Source organism: Streptomyces sp. NPDC058985 (assembly GCF_042740985.1).
Lineage (GTDB): Bacteria > Actinomycetota > Actinomycetes > Streptomycetales > Streptomycetaceae > Streptomyces.
Genome location: NZ_JBHYJX010000069.1, coordinates 1 through 14,901 on the forward strand (window position 1 = coordinate 1; position 14,901 = coordinate 14,901).

The following is a 14,901-nucleotide window of genomic DNA, read 5'->3' on the forward strand; positions in this document are numbered from 1 at the left end:
CCCAGCCTCCGGCCGGGGGGACCCCCAGAGCACGCACCGGACGCCGCGGGGCCCGCCCTCCGGGCGGACGGCAGGACTTTGCGGACACGACCTAGGGCCCGAGAGGCCGTGGAAGCTGCCCGCCCCTACCGGCGGCGCCGCTTCAGCAGCAGGCGGGGGAGTCCGGCCGGTGCCGGGTTCCGGGTCGTCGCCGAGGTCGGCAGGGGCGGCTCGGACAGCGCGCCGTCGGGCAGCGGGGCCGTGGTCCCGGTCGGTTCCAGCCGGAGCACCCGGCACTCGCGGGCCCAGCGGTCGGTCATCGCCTCGCCGTCGGGGGCGTTGAGGCGTTTGCCCTTGAGGTCGGCGACCGCGGCCTGCCACGCCTCGGAACCGGACGGCAGCTCCACGACCCGGGCCGCCCAGGTGACCAGCCGGCCGCCCTTGTCCTTGCTGCGCACCGTCACCTCGGCCGCGGCCCCGTCCGTCAGCCCCGGCAGCGGCTGCTCGCCGGGCCCGTCGCCGACGACGCAGGCCGCGCCCTCGTGCCAGACGTGCCACAGCGCCCGGGCGGGCACCCCGGGGCCCTTGGCCCAGATGAGGCCGGACTTCTTCGTGGCCTCCTCGACGAGGGCCTGGTCGAGCAGCTCGCGTGTCATGCGGTCAGCCTATCCAGCGCCCGTGGGCCCCTCTCAGAGCCAGCCGTTGCGCTTGAGCGTGCGGTGGATGCCCAGGCAGAGGACGACGGTGACGGACAGGACCAGCGGATACCCGAACTTCCAGTGAGTCTCCGGCATGTAGTCGAAGTTCATCCCGTACACCCCGCACACCATCGTCGGTACGGCGATGATCGCCGCCCACGAGGTGATCTTGCGCATGTCCTCGTTCTGCGCGACGGACGCCTGGGCGAGGTTGGCCTGGAGGATCGAGTTCAGCAGCTCGTCGAAGCCCACGACCTGTTCCTGCACCCGGGCCACGTGGTCGGCGACGTCCCGGAAGTACTTCTGGATCTCCGGGTCGATCAGCCGCATCGGCCGCTCGCTCAGCAGCAGCATGGGGCGCAGCAGCGGCGCCACCGCACGCTTGAACTCCAGCACCTCGCGCTTGAGTTGGTAGATCCGGCCGGCGTCCGTGCCGCGCGGGCTGCCCTTGCGGCCCGGCGAGAACACCTCCGTCTCGACCTCGTCGATGTCGTCCTGCACCGCGTCGGCGACCGCGATGTAGCCGTCCACGACGTGGTCGGCGATGGCGTGCAGCACCGCCGAGGGGCCCTTGAGCAGCAGCTCGGGGTCCTCCTGGAGCCTGTGCCGCAGCGCGCGCAGCGAGCCCTTTCCGCCGTGCCGGACGGTGATGAAGAAGTCCCGCCCGGTGAAGCACATGACCTCGCCGGTCTCGACGACCTCGCTGCTGGCGGTCAGCTCGTCGTGGTCGACGTAGTGGATGGTCTTGAAGACCGTGAACAGGGAGTCGTCGTACCGCTCCAGCTTGGGCCGCTGGTGGGCCTGGACGGCGTCCTCCACGGCCAGCGGGTGCAGCCCGAACTCCCGGGCGATACCGGCGAACTCGTCCTCGGTGGGCTCGTGCAGACCGATCCACACGAAGCCGCCGTCGCGGCGCACCTGGCGCATCGCCGTGTGCGGCGTCAGCGGCGTGTCCGTCTCGACGCGGGCACCGTCGCGGTAGATGGCGCAGTCGACGACGGCGGACGGGTTGCCCGGGTCGCGGGTGGTGTCGTAGGCGCCGTTGTCCTTGCGCAGAGAGACGCGGGACGGGCGGACCGCGGCGCGCAGGTCACGGATCATCGACATGGCAGGCTCCTTCGCGACGGGCAGCGAACGGGGCCGGAGACGGGTGGAACCGCCCGGAATGGGGACGTCCTGGTTACGCGTGCTCGGCGCGTCCACAAAGCGGGGGGCACCGCACCGTCGCGGTGGCCGGCTTCGCTGCTGATTCAGCTGCTGACACGGATCGACGCGAGGGGCGTCGATGGACCGGGTCAGGCACTACGAGACGAAGTGCTCTTCCGCGTGAAGGGCGCGCGGACGGAAAGCGGCAGCGGCAGGAACCGGAACAGCTGCGTCAGTGGCCGGAAGAGCGGGTGGTACTGCACGGTCGACTTCGGTCCATGCCGCCCACCTCCTCCGGCCGGTCCCTCGTGAGGGACGATCCATACCCCTTGTTTGGAGGGGTTCCCCGTAGGGGAGTCTTCATAGCGTCGGGTGCTTGATCGCGATGCGCTGAGCGCTGCCCCGAACCGCTGGCCCAGAGTACCAGTCGCCCAAGGTGTCAAGGCGCCGCTTTGCCGGTTCTCGACGAGTTCTATGCTCGCCGCATGGCTGATGTTCTTCCTCTGGTGGAGGCCCGGTTGCGCAGCGCGCTGGGCGAACCGGACGCACGCGCGGCGGTCACCTTCCTCGGCACCGACCGCATCGAGGTGCTGCGCTTCCCCGCCGAGGGCCCGGAGGGCGACATCGTCCGCTACGCCACCCTCGGCATGTCGGCGCAGCCCATGGCGGATCCGACGGCCCCGCTCGCCGACCCGGTCAAGGGGCCCCGCGCCGAGCTGGTGCTCTCCGTCCGGGCCGGTGTGGCCGACACCGGCAAGGTGCTGCGGCCGCTCGCCGTGCTGGCGGCCTCCCCGCAGGTCGAGGGCGTGATCGTGGCGCCGGGCGCCTCGCTGGACGTGGGGGAGGCGCTGTGGCCGGGGGCGCCGTTCACCTCGGTTCTGGTCGCCGAGCCGGGCGGCCTGGTCGAGGACCTGGAGCTGGACGCCCCGCTGGACCCCGTACGGTTCCTGCCGCTGCTGCCGATGACGCCGAACGAGGCGGCCTGGAAGCGCGTGCACGGCGCGCAGGCCCTCCAGGAGCGCTGGCTGACGCACGGGACGGACCTGCGCGATCCGTCCCGCAGGTCCGTCCCACTGGAGTGACGGAACTCACCAAGTGAGCCTCCCCGCTCCTCAGTTGGCGAAGACGGTGACGCTGTCCTCGGTGGCGTGCCCGGTCTGCAGTTCCTCCGCCTCGTGGGTGAGCGCCCGGCGCCGTACGAGGACGACGACCGCGCCCAGTACGGCGGTGACGGCCGCCACCACGAACGGGATGTGGATGTCGGTCCACTCCTCGATCTTCGGCGCGAAGTAGGGCGCGGCCGCCGCCGCGAACCAGCGCACGAAGTTGTACCCGGCGCTCGCCACCGGCCGCGGCGCGTCCGACACCCCGAGGGCCAGCTCGGTGTAGACGGTGTTGTTCACGCCGATGAACGCCCCGGACAGGATCGTGCAGGCGATCGCGGCGCTGTGGTTGCCGTAGCCGAGGACCAGGACGTCGGCCGCGAGCAGCACCAGCGAGCCGCCGAGCACCTTCAGCGAGCCGAACCGCTTCTGCATGCGGGGCGCCACGAGGACCGAGAAGACGGCGAGCAGCACACCCCAGGCGAAGAACACCGCGCCGGACTTGTACGGGGTCATGTTCAGCACGAACGGCGTGAAGGCCAGCACCGTGAAGAACGTGTAGTTGTAGAAGAAGGCCGAGGCCGCCGCGGAGGCGAGGCCGCCGTGGCCGAGCGCCCTGATCGGGTCGAGCAGGGACGTCTTGCGGGCCGGCTTCGGCTGTTCCTTGAGGAACACGGTGATGCACAGGAAGCCGATCGCCATCAGGAAGGCCGTGCCGAAGAACGGGTAGCGCCAGCTGGCGTCGCCGAGCAGTGCGCCGAGCAGCGGGCCGCACGCCATCCCGAGGCCGAGCGCGGACTCGTAGAGCAGGATCGCCGCCGCGCTGCCCCCGGCCGCGGCGCCGACGATCACGGCGAGGGCGGTCGAGACGAACAGCGCGTTGCCCAGACCCCAGCCGGCCCGGTAGCCGACGAGCTGGCCGACCGTGTCGGAGGTGCCCGCGAGGCCCGCGAAGACCACGACGAAGGCCAGGCCGAGCAGCAGGGTCTTGCGTCCGCCGATGCGGCTGGAGACGAAGCCGGTGACCAGCATCGCGAGCGCGGTGATGAGGAAGTACGAGGTGAACAGCAGGGAGACCTGGCCGGCGCTCGCGTCCAGGCCCTTCGCGATGGACGGCAGGATCGGGTCGACGAGCCCGATGCCCATGAAGGCCACGACGGACGCGCCGGCCGTCGCCCACACCGCCTTGGGCTGTCGCAGGATGCCGCCCGCACCCGCGTCGAAGGGGTCCATGCCAGTGCTCCAATGCGACGAGATGGTTGGTGTTTACATATACTAAGTTAGCTACGCTAACTAATGCAACGTACACCTAATCGCGGGGGTGTAGGCCCGGGGCGCAGGCTTCCCTCCGGATGGGTGATCGTCCTTGACGTGGGGGAGTGAGGGTAGGACCGTGGGGCTGTATGAGGGGCGAACCCAGTTGCCCGAAGTGTGGTGGCCGGGTCAGGGCTCCCGGTCTCTTCGCCGATTCCTGGCAGTGCGACCTGCACGGCACCGTGCATCCGCTCCAGCCCGTGCTCCCGCCCAGCGTCGAGGCGCTCGGTGTCGTGGTGCACCGCACCCAGGTGCCGGTCTGGATGCCCTGGCCGCTGCCGGTCGGCTGGCTGTTCACCGGGGTGGCCTGCGCGGGCGACGACCGCACCGGGGGCCGCGCGACCGCGGTGGCCTGTTCCGGACCGGGACCGCTCGGCGGCATCGGCGAGCTGATCCTGATCGCCGAGGAACTCGGTGTCGGTCTGGGCGCGCGCTACGCCGGCCTCGACGCCCCCGACCCGGGCCCGTACATGAACGTGGAGAAGCCGCCCCAGGCCAAGGTCCTGGCCGCCGGCCGCCCGACCCCCCTCTGGCACGTCTCGGGCGGACCCGTCGACCGCGCGGTCTTCGCCGGGGAGGCCCTGGGCATGTGGCTGTGGGCCGTCGTCTGGCCCGAGCGGTCGGGGCTGCTGATGTACGAGGAGCTGGTGCTGACCGACCTGCGGGACGCGGGTGCCGAGATCGACCTGGTGCCGTGCGGGGCCCTGTCGCCTCGGCTGATCCAGCCGTAGGCGTCTTGGGACGGGCGGGTTGTAGGGGGCGCAGGGCTGCAGCGGGTGTGACAGGGGTGGGTGCGGCACCGGTTATCCTTGAGCGTCCCCTTTTTGTCTCTGAGCTTCTTGTCTTCGAGCGTCCCCTTCCGTCCCGTCACCGTTTGGAGTCAGCGTCGTGCGCATCGATCTGCACACCCACTCCACCGCGTCCGACGGCACGGACACCCCGGCCCAGCTGGTGCGCAAAGCCGCCACGGCCGGCCTCGACGTCGTCGCGCTGACCGACCACGACACCACCCGCGGCCACGCCGAGGCCCTCGCCGCGCTGCCCGAGGGGCTGACCCTGGTCACCGGGGCCGAGCTCTCCTGCCGGCTCGACGGCGTCAGCATGCACATGCTGGCCTACCTCTTCGACCCCGAGGAGCCCGCCCTGCTCGCCGAGCGCGAGCTGGTCCGCGACGACCGCGTGCCGCGGGCCCGTGGCATGGTCGCGAAGCTCAACGGCCTGGGCGTGCCCGTCACCTGGGAGCAGGTCGCCCGCATCGCCGGCGACGGCTCGGTCGGGCGGCCGCACGTGGCCACCGCGCTGGTGGAACTCGGCGTGGTGCCGACGGTGAGCGACGCCTTCACGGCGGACTGGCTGGCCGACGGCGGCCGGGCCTTCGTCGAGAAGCACGAGACGGACCCCTTCGAGGCACTCCGGCTGATCAAGGGCGCCGGCGGGGTCGCCGTCTTCGCCCACCCGGCCGCCGTCAAGCGGGGCCGCACCGTGCCGGAGACCGCGATCGCCGACCTGGCCGCCGCCGGGCTCGACGGCATCGAGGTCGATCACATGGACCACGACGCGGACACCCGGGCACGGCTGCGCGGGGTCGCGAAGGAGCTGGGGCTCCTGACGACCGGCTCCAGCGACTACCACGGCAGCCGGAAGACCTGCGTGCTCGGCCAGTACACGACCGACCCCGAGGTGTACGGGGAGATCACACGACGGGCGTTCGGGGCGTTCCCCGTGCCGGGGGCCGGCGGGGCCTGAGCCTCACCTCCCGCGCGACCTTCCCCTCTCCCGTCCTCTCTCGCAAGGCCAGTGGCTCACCCATGTTCGACCTCGCCGTCTTCGGCTCCCTCTTCCTGACCCTCTTCGTCATCATGGATCCCCCGGGGATCACCCCGATCTTCCTCGCGCTGACCTCCGGGCGCCCTGCCAAGGTGCAGCGGCGGATGGCCCTCCAGGCGGTCTGCGTCGCCGGTGGCGTGATCACCGTGTTCGGTCTGCTCGGGCACCAGATCCTGGACTATCTGCACGTGTCCGTGCCCGCCCTGATGATCGCGGGCGGGCTGCTGCTCCTGCTGATCGCCCTCGACCTGCTCACCGGCAAGACGGACGAGCCGAAGCAGACCAAGGACGTCAACGTGGCGCTGGTGCCGCTGGGCATGCCGCTGCTCGCCGGGCCCGGGGCGATCGTGTCGGTCATCCTCGCCGTGCAGAAGGCGGACGGGGTGACCGGCCAGGTCTCGGTGTGGGCGGCGATCCTCGCCATCCATGTGGTGCTGTGGCTGGTGATGCGGTACTCGCTGCTGATCATCCGCGTCATCAAGGACGGCGGTGTGGTCCTGGTGACCCGGCTCGCGGGCATGATGCTCTCCGCGATCGCGGTCCAGCAGATCATCAACGGTGTCACGCAGGTGATCCAGGGCGCCTGAGCGCGGTGCCGGACGCGCACCCGACACGCACGGGCCCCCGTACGGCGTTCCGTACGGGGGCCCGTGCGTGTGTGTGAAGGGTCCGCGCTACAAGGCCGAGGGTTCGGCGGGGCGGATCCACAGGCGCTGTCCGATGGCGGCGGCCTGCTGGACGATCCGGTTTACGGAGGCGGCGTCCACGACGGTCGTGTCGACGGGGGTCCCGTCGACGTCGTCGAGTCGCATGACTTCAAAGCGCATGGCCTCTCCCTTGATCTGGTCATCCTCCTGAGGAGAACTACTGGTGTGGCTCCTGGGTCGTCGGTGCCCGGGCTTCCGTAGGAGTTCAACGGGATGCCCGATGCAAACATTCCCTACGCTAAGGAAATTTTTCGAACGACTAATTACTGACAGGTAAGCGGCTTGTTGCAGTGCGATAAGTGTCCGTTACAAGACTGACCGGGACCAGTTGTGTTCGTAGCGTGACCGCCGGGACAATGGAGGCGATGAACGCCGACCTCGCGTCCCTGAACGCTCGTATCGACCGCACCAACGAGCTGCTGCTGCGCATGCTCGCCGAGGTGGCGAAGACACCCTCGACCCACGCGATCTTCGTCGACGCCGGATACCTGTACGCGGCGGCGGGGCGGCTGGTGACCGGGACCGAGGACCGCCGGGCCTTCGACCTGGACGCCGAAGGGCTGATCGAGGCGCTCATCGACAGGGCGCGCACCATCTTCGCGGACAGCCGCCTGCTCCGCGTCTACTGGTACGACGGCGCCCGCCGCCGCATCCACACCGCCGAGCAGCAGTCCATCGCCGAACTGCCGGACGTCAAGGTGCGCCTGGGCAACCTCAACGCCAACAACCAGCAGAAGGGCGTCGACTCACTCATCCGCTCGGACCTGGAGTCCCTCGCCCGGTACCGCGCCATCAGCGACGCGGCGCTGCTCGGCGGCGACGAGGACCTGGTCTCCGCGGTCGAGGCGGCGCAGGGGTACGGCGCCCGCGTCCACCTGTGGGGCATCGAGGCCCCCGACGGCCGCAACCAGGCCGACCCGCTGCTCTGGGAGGTCGACAGCCAGCGCACCTTCGACCTGGAGTTCTTCAAGCCGTACGTCTCCCGGCGCGCGGCCCATGCCTTCGACGCGGCGGGCACCCGGCCGGCCCGCGAGGACGTCCGCTTCGTGGGCGCGCAGATCGCGGCGAAGTGGCTGGCCGCCCGCGGCCGCGACACCCTGCTGGAACTCCTCCCCGGCCACCCCTACCTCCCCGGCTCGGTCGACCAGGACCTGCTGGTGGAGGCCGAGGGCCTGCTCCAGTACTCGCTGCGCGGCCAGGCCGATCTGCGACGGGCCCTGCGGGACGGCTTCTGGGAGCACCTGCGGGCGCAGTACTAGGGTCCGGCCTCCCCGGAGTGCCGGGGGACGCCGTCCCAGAAGTCGGCGAGCGCGCGGGCGGTCGGCAGGGGCTGGTCGGTGTTGGGGGAGTGCTCGGCGCCGGCGATCACGGTCCGGCGTGCATCCAGGCGTACGGCCATCTCGTCCAGGAGGGGAACGGGCCAGGTGTCGTCGTAGGCGCCGGACAGCACGTGGTACGGCAGGGCCAGCGCGGCCAGCTCGGCGACCCGGTCCGGCTCCGTGCACAACTGCCGCCCCGTGGCGCGCAGTTGCGCGGGCCTGGTGCCCAGCCAGCGCTCGCGCAGCCGCACCGGGTCCTCCGGGCCGTGGGCGGGGGCCGGGGCGCCGACCTCCTCGGGCGGCCCCATGGCCTGCATCACCTGCCAGACCTCGGCCATCGTCATGGTGTCCAGCGCGTCCCGCAGCAGCTTCACGCGCAGCCGCTGGGACTCGGAGATCCGCGCCGGACCCGAGGAGACCAGCGTGAGGGAGACGAACGGGGCGTGGTCGAGCAGGACGGCGGCCCGCGCGATCTGGCCGCCGAGGGAGTGCCCGACGAGATGGACGCGCGTCCCGAGGGCGGCGACCTGCGCGAGCACGTCCCGGGCCAGCTCGGGGCGTGCGTAGGCGGCCTCGTCGTCCTCGGGGCCGTCCGACTCGTACTGCCCCCGCCCGTCGACGGCGACCGTACGGTACCCGCGCGCCCCCAGCGGTGCGTGCAGCAGCGTGAAGTCCTCCTTGCTGCCGGTGAACCCAGGCAGCATCAGGACGGTTCCCCGCGCCGCCACCCCGTCGGCCGCGGGCGAGTCGACGACGGCGAACTCACCGCGCGCGGTGGACATCCGGTACGCGCGGGCGCCCGGCGGTGGACTGAAGGCGGCGTTCCTGCTCACGGGCAGAGGTTATCGGTCGGTGGCGCGCGGGAACGCCGTCGGCCCGGCCCCGCCTGGGTTGCGGGACCGGGCCGACGCCCGGGTGCGCGGTGCGGATCAGCTCTCGCCGGACTCCGCGGGCTGCGTGGCGGCCGCGGCCGCCTTACGGGTGCGGCGCGCCTTCGGCTTCGCCTCGTCCGGCGCCTCGACGGCCTGTGCCGGGATACCGGCGGCGGCCTCGGCCGGCTCCGCGGCCTGGGTGGCCTTGCGGGTGCGGCGGCGGGGCTTGGTCTCGGTGCCCTCGGCGGTGTCGGCGGCGGCCTCGGCCTTGGCGGCGGCCGTCTTCCGGGTGCGACGCGGCTTGGCCTCGGCCGCTTCCTCGGCGGCCACCACGGGCTCCGCGGTGGCGGCCTTGCGGGTGCGGCGGCGCGGCTTGGTCTCCGTGCCCTCGGCGGTGTCGGCGACGGCCTCGGCCTTGGCGGCGGCCGTCTTCCGCGTGCGGCGGGGCTTGGCCTCGACCGCTTCCGTCTCCGGCGCCGTCTGTGCCGGGATACCGGCGGCGGCCTCGGCGGACTCGGCCGGCTCCGCGGCCTGGGTGGCCTTGCGGGTGCGGCGGCGGGGCTTGGCCTCGGTGCCCTCGGCGGTGTCGGCGGCGGCCTCGGCCTTGGCGGCGGCCGTCTTGCGGGTGCGGCGCGGCTTGGCCTCGGCGGACTCCGGGGCCTGGGTGGCCTCGGTCGCCCCGACGGGCTCGGCGGTGGCGGCCTTGCGGGTGCGGCGGCGCGGCTTGGTCTCCGTGCCCTCGGCCGTGTCGGCGGCGGCCTCGGCCTTGGTGGCGACCGCTTCCGCCTTGGTGACGGCTTCCGCCTTCGGGGCGGCCGTCTTGCGGGTGCGGCGCGGCTTGGTCTCCACGGGTGCCTCGACGGCCGGGGCCTCGACGACCGCCGTGGTAGTGGCCGTGGGCTCGGTCGCGGGCGTGGTCTCCACCGGAGCGGCCGGCGCCTCGGCCGACTTGCGGGTGCGGCGGCGGCGCGGCTTGGCCGGGGTCTCCACGACCTCCGCGGCCTGAGCCACGTCGGTCGCCTCGGAGACCGCGACGGCGCTGTCCTCGGAGGCCCGCGCGACCGGGGTGTCGGCCGTGGTGGCCTGCACCGGACGGCGCGACGGCTCACCGCCACGCGTACGCCGGCGGCGGCGCAGCGTGCGGGGCGCACCGGCCTCGTCCGTGCCCGTGGCGCCGCCGGCACCGCCGGTCACGGCCTCGGGCGCGGCGCTCGCGGAGGTGTCCGCGTCCACCGGAGCTCCGCCGCGCATCCGGCGGCGGCGACGCGGAGTCTCACGGGAGGAACGCTCGCGCTCGGCGGGGCGGGACTCGTCCCGGCCGCCACGGCCACCTCGGGTACGGCCACCGCGGCCGCCCGGCTCGCCCAGGTCCTCCAGCACCTCGGCGTCGAGCCCGGCGCGGGTGCGCTCCGAGCGCGGCAGCACACCCTTGGTGCCCTCGGGGATACCGAGGTCGGTGTACAGGTGCGGGGAGGTGGAGTACGTCTCCGGCGGGTCGTTGAAGCCCAGGTCCAGCGCCTTGTTGATCAGCTGCCAGCGGGGGATGTCGTCCCAGTCGACCAGCGTGATCGCCGTACCCTTGGCGCCCGCGCGGCCGGTGCGGCCGATGCGGTGCAGGTACGTCTTCTCCTCTTCCGGCGACTGGTAGTTGACGACGTGCGTCACGCCCTCGACGTCGATGCCGCGGGCGGCGACGTCGGTGCAGACGAGCACGTCCACCTTGCCGTTGCGGAAGGCGCGCAGGGCCTGCTCGCGGGCGCCCTGGCCGAGGTCGCCGTGGACCGCGCCGGAGGCGAAGCCGCGCTGCTTGAGCTGGTCGGCCAGGTCGGCCGCCGTGCGCTTGGTGCGGCAGAAGACCATGGCCAGTCCCCGGCCGTCGGCCTGCAGTATGCGCGCCACCATCTCGGGCTTGTCCATGTTGTGCGCGCGGTAGATGAACTGCTTCGTGTTCGCGACCGTCGCGCCCGCGTCGTCCGGCGAGGTGGCGCGGATGTGCGTGGGCTGCGACATGTAGCGGCGGGCGAGTCCGATGACCGCACCCGGCATGGTCGCCGAGAACAGCATGGTCTGGCGCCGCGTCGGCAGCATGTTGATGATCTTCTCGACGTCGGGCAGGAAGCCCAGGTCGAGCATCTCGTCGGCCTCGTCGAGGACCAGGCACTTGACGTGCTTCAGGCTGAGCTTCTTCTGGCCCGCGAGGTCCAGCAGGCGGCCCGGGGTGCCGACGATCACGTCGACGCCCTTCTTCAGGGCCTCGACCTGCGGCTCGTAGGCCCGGCCGCCGTAGATCGCGGTGACGCGCACGTTGCGGACCTTGCCGGCGGTCAGGAGGTCGTTGGTGACCTGCTGGCACAGCTCGCGCGTCGGGACGACGACGAGGGCCTGCGGGGCGTCGGTCAGGGCCTCGGGCGCGGCGCGGCCCGCCTCGATGTCCGCGGGGACGGTGACGCGCTCGAGGAGCGGAAGGCCGAAGCCCAGCGTCTTGCCGGTGCCGGTCTTGGCCTGGCCGATGACGTCCGTGCCCGACAGGGCCACGGGGAGCGTCATCTCCTGGATGGGGAAGGGGTTGATGATGCCGACGGCTTCGAGGGCTTCGGCGGTCTCGGGGAGGATCCCGAGGGATCGGAACGTCGTAGTCAGGGTGCTGCCTCTTCTGTGTACGTGGTGCGAGGCGAGCGCGCGGGTCGTGATCGTGTCGGGGACGTCGGCTGCCCGTACGGGTGAGCCGTAGGACACGGGACCTCTGTCGACGCTCCAGCGCTCGTACCACTGAGGGTCCCCCTCCGGATTCCGTACGCAGTGTGGCGTACGGCAGGGAGGGCTGTCGGGTCGGAGCCGATCGGGCCACCGACCGGGCATCCTCATGCGTGCGGCCCGACGACGATGTCACGTACCCGTACGTCACATACTCGGCAGGCGCATTACCACCATACCCCGGATTCGCGCACATGCGATGGCCGAATTGGTCACGTAGTCGTCGTCACACTGACTGACCAGGGCCTTACCCCTGTCGAAGAGCGGGCTATTGTGCGCTGCATGACGAGCTCTGACAAGCCTGGCACCGCCGCAGACGCCCCCGCCGAAACCAACGGAGCAGCCGAAGCCACCGGCCCCACCTCAGTGGCCGCCCGGGACTGGGCGTCGGCCGCGGCCGACCCGCAGTACCGCGCCGCCGTCGTGGACCTGCTCGGCGCGCTCGCGTACGGCGAGCTGGCGGCGTTCGAGCGGCTGGCGGAGGATGCCAAGCTGGCGCCCACGCTGGCGGACAAGGCGGAGCTGGCGAAGATGGCGTCTGCGGAGTTCCACCACTTCGAGCGGCTGCGCGGCCGGCTCGCGGAGATCGGCGAGGAGCCGACCGCGGCGATGGAGCCGTTCGTGGCCGCCTACGACGGCTTCCACAAGCAGACGGACCCCTCGGACTGGCTGGAGGGACTCGTCAAGGCCTACGTCGGCGACTCCATCGCCAGTGACTTCTACCGCGAGGTCGCGGCCCGCCTCGACGCGGACACCCGTGAGCTGGTGCTGGCCGTGCTCGACGACACCGGGCACGCCGGTTTCGCCGTGGAGAAGGTCCGTGCGGCGATCGACGCCGACCCGCGCGTGGGCGGGCGGCTCGCGCTGTGGGCGCGGCGGCTGATGGGCGAGGCCCTCTCGCAGTCCCAGCGGGTGGTGGCCGACCGGGACGCGCTGTCGACCATGCTCGTGGGTGGTGTCGCGGACGGCTTCGACCTGGCCGAGGTCGGCCGGATGTTCTCCCGGATCACCGAGGCGCACACCAAGCGGATGGCGGCGCTGGGCCTCGCGGCCTGACCGCTGCCGGCTCGGGCCCGCCCCGGAGCCTCGGCGGCCGGTCAGGCGGTCGCCGAGCTGCGGTGGAGTCTTCCCGCGGGGCGCAGCAGCAGCGACAGCGAGGCCGCGGAGAGCGCGGCCGAACCCAGGAGCACCAGCAGCAGTGCGCCGGCGCCCAGCGCGGTGTGCGTGACGAACGCCCCGAAGAGGGCTCCGGCGATGCCCGTCGGCAGGACCAGGACCCGGGCCGGGAGGCGGTGCGGCAGGCGATGGGCGGCCGCCCATGCCAGGGCGAGTCCGAGGATCGCGGCGCTGAGCGCTTCCAAGAGCATGTCGGGGTCCCTCCCACACGGCCGGCCTGCCCGAACGGTCACAGCCGTCTTACCCCTGACCTGCGGAATACAACCCTCCCCCTGTGGGTGAACTGTGCTCCCGCCGTGAACGGAAGACTCCGTCGACTCCGCGGAAACGGGAGGGGCCCGGCGGTGACACGCACCGCCGGGCCCCTCCCGCGACTTCGTCCGTCGTCCCGCTTTCGGGCTACAGCGCGCCGAAGCCCACCTTGCGCGGGGACGGCTCGCCGATCTCGACGTAGGCGAGCCGGTCGGCCGGCACCAGGACCTTGCGGCCGTGTTCGTCCACGAGGCTCAGCAGCTGCGACTTGCCGGCCAGTGCCTCGGCCACCACACTCTCGACTTCCTCGGCACTCTGACCGCTCTCCAGAACGATCTCGCGGGGCGCGTGCTGCACGCCGATCTTGACCTCCACGGCTATGTCCCTCCGACGGTCAGTGAAGTGCGCGATCTTCCGCGCCGTACCCAGCACACATTAGCCCGGTGAGGGGACGTACACGGTGCGCCGGAGAACGCCAGGAGCGAACAGCGGGTGGGAACAGACCTGCCGCGCGCCCCTCGTGCCGCGACCGTCCGTGCCGCTGTCAGTGCTGCTCGGTGCCGTGCAGCGGGAAGCCGGCGATGCCCCGCCAGGCCAGCGAGGTCAGCAGCTGCACCGCCTGGTCGCGGGGCACGCTGCGGTCACTGTGCAGCCAGGAGCGGGCCACCACCTGGGCGAGGCCGCCGAGACCGGAGGCCAGCAGCATCGACTCGGCGCGCGAGAGGCCGGTGTCCTCGGCGATCACGTCGCAGATCGCCTCGGCGCACTCGTTCGTGACCTTGTCGACGCGCTCGCGCACGGCGGGCTCGTTGGTCAGGTCCGACTCGAAGACCAGGCGGAAGGCGCCGCCGTCGTCCTCGACGTACGCGAAGTACGCGTCCATCGTCGCCCGGACGCGCTGCTTGTTGTCGGTCGTCGAGGCGAGCGCGCTCCGCACGGACTGGATCAGCGCCTCGCAGTGCTGGTCCAGCAGGGCGAGGTAGAGGTCGAGCTTGCCCGGGAAGTGCTGGTAGAGCACGGGCTTGCTGACGCCGGCCCGCTCGGCGATGTCGTCCATCGCGGCCGCGTGGTAGCCCTGGGCCACGAACACTTCCTGTGCGGCGCCCAGCAGCTGGTTGCGTCGGGCTCGGCGGGGAAGGCGTGTGCCCCGCGGGCGTACCGCCTCTGTCTGCTCGATGGCTGTCACGCCGCCTCCCATAGTCGTCCTCGTGCGGTGTGCGCCGCGTCGTCATCGTACTTTTCGGTAACCGTGGTGTGTGTGCCGCGAGCGCAGAATTTCACGGACCGGACGGTGCCGAAAGCCGCACAACAGGTTTCAAAAGGGGCCAGGCCGGGCAGGACTGCGCCTTCCTTCCGTTCGAGGCTCAGCGGTAGTCGTCCTCGTCGCTGGAGACGACCCGGGCCTGTTCGGCCAGGTCGGCCTCGTTGGCGCGGTCGGTGTCGGCGCCGGTGAGCGGGTCGTCGTGCTCGGGCGCGAGGTCCGCGTGCTGCTCGGCCGCGTCGGCGTCGGGTGCCTCGACATCGATTTCCTCGGGGTTCGGTGTCTCGGCGTCGAAGGTCTCGGGGTCGGTCGGGTCGACGGTCATGATGGGCTCCCTTCGTACGAACGTCCCCGCGGATGCGGGGGCCCCATGCGGGTGCCCACTCCACGAGCCTAGGAGACACCCGATCCGGACGCCATGCGTCGCGCACGTCCGGTGCCGCCCGTCCCGTCCGCCGGTCCCGTCCGTCCGCCCGTCCCGTCACCGGTCCGG

The 14,901-nt window shown here is 72.1% G+C and carries 16 protein-coding genes; 6 read left to right on the forward strand and 10 right to left on the reverse strand.

The genetic code is table 11. The features are described 5' to 3' along the window. Positions 1-125 precede the first annotated feature (125 nt). Together ACFW01_RS36015 and ACFW01_RS36020 are read right to left on the reverse strand one after the other, a co-directional pair. Positions 126-635, reverse strand: a complete 510-nt coding sequence (locus ACFW01_RS36015) for a hypothetical protein (RefSeq protein WP_161331883.1) — start codon at positions 633-635, stop codon at positions 126-128. A gap of 33 nt (positions 636-668) precedes the next feature. Further along, complete coding sequence (locus tag ACFW01_RS36020; RefSeq protein WP_234954852.1) at positions 669-1,784, reverse strand: magnesium and cobalt transport protein CorA; 1,116 nt, start codon at positions 1,782-1,784, stop codon at positions 669-671. Positions 1,785-2,308: 524 nt separating this feature from the next. Between ACFW01_RS36020 and ACFW01_RS36025 the strand changes: the two genes are divergently transcribed. After that, positions 2,309-2,905: a suppressor of fused domain protein gene (locus ACFW01_RS36025; RefSeq protein ID WP_234954850.1), complete on the forward strand. Its 597-nt coding sequence runs from the start codon at positions 2,309-2,311 to the stop codon at positions 2,903-2,905. 30 nt (positions 2,906-2,935) lie between these two features. On the opposite strand, the gene ACFW01_RS36030 is transcribed toward ACFW01_RS36025, so the two are convergent. Then, a complete protein-coding gene (locus tag ACFW01_RS36030; RefSeq protein WP_384510764.1) occupies positions 2,936-4,159 on the reverse strand; it encodes an MFS transporter in 1,224 nt (407 codons plus the stop codon). Positions 4,160-4,329: 170 nt separating this feature from the next. On the opposite strand from ACFW01_RS36030, the gene ACFW01_RS36035 reads away from it, so the two are divergent. The 3 genes from ACFW01_RS36035 (at position 4,330) to ACFW01_RS36045 (ending at position 6,654) form a co-directional block, all read left to right on the forward strand. Next, complete coding sequence (locus tag ACFW01_RS36035) at positions 4,330-4,971, forward strand: DUF6758 family protein (protein ID WP_125492214.1); 642 nt, start codon at positions 4,330-4,332, stop codon at positions 4,969-4,971. 157 nt (positions 4,972-5,128) lie between these two features. After that, on the forward strand, positions 5,129-5,986 hold the full coding sequence (locus ACFW01_RS36040) for a PHP domain-containing protein (protein ID WP_234954846.1): 858 nt from the start codon (positions 5,129-5,131) through the stop codon (positions 5,984-5,986). A gap of 62 nt (positions 5,987-6,048) precedes the next feature. Beyond that, positions 6,049-6,654 carry a MarC family protein gene (locus tag ACFW01_RS36045; RefSeq protein ID WP_122616094.1) on the forward strand — a complete coding sequence of 202 codons (606 nt, stop codon included), beginning with the start codon at positions 6,049-6,051 and terminating at the stop codon, positions 6,652-6,654. 87 nt (positions 6,655-6,741) lie between these two features. On the opposite strand, the gene ACFW01_RS36050 is transcribed toward ACFW01_RS36045, so the two are convergent. After that, complete coding sequence (locus ACFW01_RS36050; RefSeq protein WP_087807363.1) at positions 6,742-6,894, reverse strand: hypothetical protein; 153 nt, start codon at positions 6,892-6,894, stop codon at positions 6,742-6,744. Between the two features lie 236 nt (positions 6,895-7,130). Between ACFW01_RS36050 and ACFW01_RS36055 the strand changes: the two genes are divergently transcribed. Next, on the forward strand, positions 7,131-8,033 hold the full coding sequence (locus tag ACFW01_RS36055; protein WP_234955412.1) for an NYN domain-containing protein: 903 nt from the start codon (positions 7,131-7,133) through the stop codon (positions 8,031-8,033). Here the strand turns inward: ACFW01_RS36055 and ACFW01_RS36060 are convergent. Further along, the gene (locus tag ACFW01_RS36060; protein WP_234954845.1) at positions 8,030-8,926 is read right to left on the reverse strand and encodes an alpha/beta fold hydrolase; all 897 of its coding nucleotides are present in this window, start codon (positions 8,924-8,926) and stop codon (positions 8,030-8,032) included. The genes ACFW01_RS36055 and ACFW01_RS36060 overlap by 4 nt on opposite strands. 96 nt (positions 8,927-9,022) lie before the next feature. Next, complete coding sequence (locus ACFW01_RS36065; protein WP_384510791.1) at positions 9,023-11,512, reverse strand: DEAD/DEAH box helicase; 2,490 nt, start codon at positions 11,510-11,512, stop codon at positions 9,023-9,025. Positions 11,513-12,001: 489 nt separating this feature from the next. On the opposite strand from ACFW01_RS36065, the gene ACFW01_RS36070 reads away from it, so the two are divergent. Continuing rightward, the gene (locus ACFW01_RS36070; protein WP_234954844.1) at positions 12,002-12,775 is read left to right on the forward strand and encodes a ferritin-like domain-containing protein; all 774 of its coding nucleotides are present in this window, start codon (positions 12,002-12,004) and stop codon (positions 12,773-12,775) included. Between the two features lie 41 nt (positions 12,776-12,816). Here ACFW01_RS36070 and ACFW01_RS36075 read toward each other — a convergent pair whose 3' ends face one another. The 4 genes from ACFW01_RS36075 to ACFW01_RS36090 form a co-directional block, all read right to left on the reverse strand. Next, positions 12,817-13,086: a hypothetical protein gene (locus ACFW01_RS36075; protein ID WP_384510770.1), complete on the reverse strand. Its 270-nt coding sequence runs from the start codon at positions 13,084-13,086 to the stop codon at positions 12,817-12,819. Positions 13,087-13,294: 208 nt separating this feature from the next. After that, positions 13,295-13,522 carry a DUF3107 domain-containing protein gene (locus ACFW01_RS36080; protein WP_125492221.1) on the reverse strand — a complete coding sequence of 76 codons (228 nt, stop codon included), beginning with the start codon at positions 13,520-13,522 and terminating at the stop codon, positions 13,295-13,297. A 169-nt stretch (positions 13,523-13,691) separates the two neighbouring features. Then, positions 13,692-14,333 carry a TetR/AcrR family transcriptional regulator gene (locus ACFW01_RS36085; RefSeq protein ID WP_055418932.1) on the reverse strand — a complete coding sequence of 214 codons (642 nt, stop codon included), beginning with the start codon at positions 14,331-14,333 and terminating at the stop codon, positions 13,692-13,694. A gap of 178 nt (positions 14,334-14,511) precedes the next feature. Then, positions 14,512-14,733 carry a hypothetical protein gene (locus ACFW01_RS36090; RefSeq protein WP_234954842.1) on the reverse strand — a complete coding sequence of 74 codons (222 nt, stop codon included), beginning with the start codon at positions 14,731-14,733 and terminating at the stop codon, positions 14,512-14,514. Positions 14,734-14,901 lie beyond the last annotated feature (168 nt).

Coding starts and splice junctions, on each gene's coding strand:
- ACFW01_RS36015 (WP_161331883.1), bottom strand. CDS start 635: ATGACACGCGAGCTGCTCGACCAGGCCCTCGTCGAGGAGGCCACGAAG.
- ACFW01_RS36020 (WP_234954852.1), bottom strand. CDS start 1,784: ATGTCGATGATCCGTGACCTGCGCGCCGCGGTCCGCCCGTCCCGCGTC.
- ACFW01_RS36025 (WP_234954850.1), top strand. CDS start 2,309: ATGGCTGATGTTCTTCCTCTGGTGGAGGCCCGGTTGCGCAGCGCGCTG.
- ACFW01_RS36030 (WP_384510764.1), bottom strand. CDS start 4,159: ATGGACCCCTTCGACGCGGGTGCGGGCGGCATCCTGCGACAGCCCAAG.
- ACFW01_RS36035 (WP_125492214.1), top strand. CDS start 4,330: ATGAGGGGCGAACCCAGTTGCCCGAAGTGTGGTGGCCGGGTCAGGGCT.
- ACFW01_RS36045 (WP_122616094.1), top strand. CDS start 6,049: ATGTTCGACCTCGCCGTCTTCGGCTCCCTCTTCCTGACCCTCTTCGTC.
- ACFW01_RS36050 (WP_087807363.1), bottom strand. CDS start 6,894: ATGCGCTTTGAAGTCATGCGACTCGACGACGTCGACGGGACCCCCGTC.
- ACFW01_RS36055 (WP_234955412.1), top strand. CDS start 7,131: ATGGAGGCGATGAACGCCGACCTCGCGTCCCTGAACGCTCGTATCGAC.
- ACFW01_RS36065 (WP_384510791.1), bottom strand. CDS start 11,512: ATGACGCTCCCCGTGGCCCTGTCGGGCACGGACGTCATCGGCCAGGCC.
- ACFW01_RS36070 (WP_234954844.1), top strand. CDS start 12,002: ATGACGAGCTCTGACAAGCCTGGCACCGCCGCAGACGCCCCCGCCGAA.
- ACFW01_RS36075 (WP_384510770.1), bottom strand. CDS start 13,086: ATGCTCTTGGAAGCGCTCAGCGCCGCGATCCTCGGACTCGCCCTGGCA.
- ACFW01_RS36090 (WP_234954842.1), bottom strand. CDS start 14,733: ATGACCGTCGACCCGACCGACCCCGAGACCTTCGACGCCGAGACACCG.